Origin of the sequence: Halorubrum sp. CBA1125, from assembly GCF_009742825.1 — an archaeon.
Classification (GTDB): domain Archaea; phylum Halobacteriota; class Halobacteria; order Halobacteriales; family Haloferacaceae; genus Halorubrum.
Genome location: NZ_WPCE01000320.1, coordinates 1 through 1953 on the forward strand (window position 1 = coordinate 1; position 1953 = coordinate 1953).

A 1953-nucleotide genomic window follows, 5' to 3' on the forward strand; every position below is an offset into this window, starting at 1 on the left:
GGGTGTCACAGAAAGCGTTCTCATACCTGAGCAAGATTCGCTCGATACAGTCTAAAAGAACGACCGATCCGCGGGTGCGGTGGCGCGCCTGCGAGCGGTCGGGGGTTCGACACCCTTCTTACCGGGTGGATGTCTGCGATGTCTTTCGCGCACCGACCGACGAACAAAGCTTTACCGCGTGGCCCGCTACCTCCGGCAAATGGTACTCGACGACCTCGGTACGTCCCTCCGGAGCAGCCTCGACAAGCTCCAGGGGAAGAGCCGGATCGACGAGGACGACGTCGAGGAGATCGTCAAGGAGATCCAGCGGTCGCTGCTCTCCGCCGACGTCGACGTCTCGCTCGTGATGGAGCTGTCGGACGCGATCGAGACCCGCGCGTTAGAGGAGGAGCCGCCGGGCGGCACCACCGCCCGCGACCACGTCCTCAAGATCGTCTACGAGGAGATGGTCGACCTCGTCGGCGACTCCACGGAGCTGCCCCTCGAAGACCAGACGATCTTACTCGCCGGCCTCCAGGGGTCGGGGAAGACCACCTCCGCCGCCAAGATGGCCTGGTGGTTCTCGAAGAAGGGGCTCCGTCCCGCCGTGATCCAGACGGACACCTTCCGGCCCGGCGCGTACGACCAGGCCAAACAGATGTGCGAGCGCGCCGAGGTCGACTTCTACGGCGACCCCGACGCCGACAGCCCCGTCCAGATCGCACGCGAGGGGCTCGAAGCGACCGCCGACGCCGACGTCCACATCGTCGACACGGCCGGGCGCCACGCCCTCGAAGACGACCTGATCGACGAGATCGAAGAGATCGAGGGCGTCGTCGACCCCGACCGCTCGCTGCTCGTCTTAGACGCCGCGATCGGCCAGGGCGCGAAAGAGCAGGCCCGCCAGTTCGAGGCGTCCATCGGCATCGAGGGCGTCGTGATCACCAAGCTCGACGGGACCGCGAAGGGCGGGGGGCGCGCTCACGGCGGTCAACGAGACCGACTCTTCCATCGCGTTCCTCGGGACCGGCGAGACGGTCCAGGACATCGAGCGCTTCGAGCCCTCGGGGTTCATCTCGCGGCTGCTCGGGATGGGCGACCTCAAGCAGCTCTCCGAGCGCGTCGAGCGCGCGATGCAGGAGACCCAGGAGGAGGACGATGATTGGGACCCCGAGCAGATGCTCCAGGGGGAGTTCACCCTGAAGGACATGAAAAAACAGATGGACGCGATGAACCGGATGGGCCCCCTCGACCAGGTGATGGACATGATCCCCGGAATGGGCGGCGGGATGATGGACCAGCTCCCCGACGACGCGATGGACGTCACCCAGGACCGGATGCGCAAGTTCGAGCGCATCATGGACTCGATGACCGACGAGGAGCTGGAGAACCCCCGGGTCGTCGGCCAGTCCCGGACCGAGCGGATCGCCCGCGGCTCCGGCACGGACGAGGAGACGGTCCGGCAGCTGCTCGAACAGCACTCGATGATGGAGCGGACCATCGACCAGTTCCAGGGAATGGGCGAAGGCGACATGCAGCGCATGATGAAGAAGATGGGCGGCGACGGCGGCGGTCTCGGCGACATGATGGGCGGCGGGAAGGGGCCGTTCGGGTGACGCCGCGACCGGCCGTCCGCGGCCGTGAGCTTCCGGGTCAGTCCTGCCGACTCCCTCTCGTTTAACCGTCACAGCGGGGTACGACTCCCCGATGGACCTCCGGCGGCTCGTCGCCTACGACGTCCTCGCGTTGACGTCGCTCGTCTGGTTCCTCGGCAAGTTCGTGCGATACGCGTTCCCGCCCATCTTCGGTACGCTCCAGGCGAGCTACGGCGTGAGCAACGCCGCCGTCGGCGCCGCGTACTCCGGCCTCATGATCGTCTACGCGCTGCTGCAGTTTCCCAGCGGCGCGATCGCGGACCGGATCGGCGCGGTGCGGGTGATCGCGACGGGCGCTGCGGTCGCCGGCGTCGGCTCG

The 1953-nt window shown here is 67.1% G+C and carries 1 protein-coding gene and 1 pseudogene; both read left to right on the top strand.

From position 1 onward, the window contains the following. Positions 1 to 199: 199 nt before the first annotated feature. A pseudogene (locus GJ633_RS16240) lies at positions 200 to 1595 on the top strand (signal recognition particle protein Srp54). Between the two features lie 91 nt (positions 1596 to 1686). Then, positions 1687 to 1953 (top strand): MFS transporter (locus GJ633_RS16245; protein WP_343160899.1); only part of this gene is annotated, 267 nt, incomplete at its 3' end.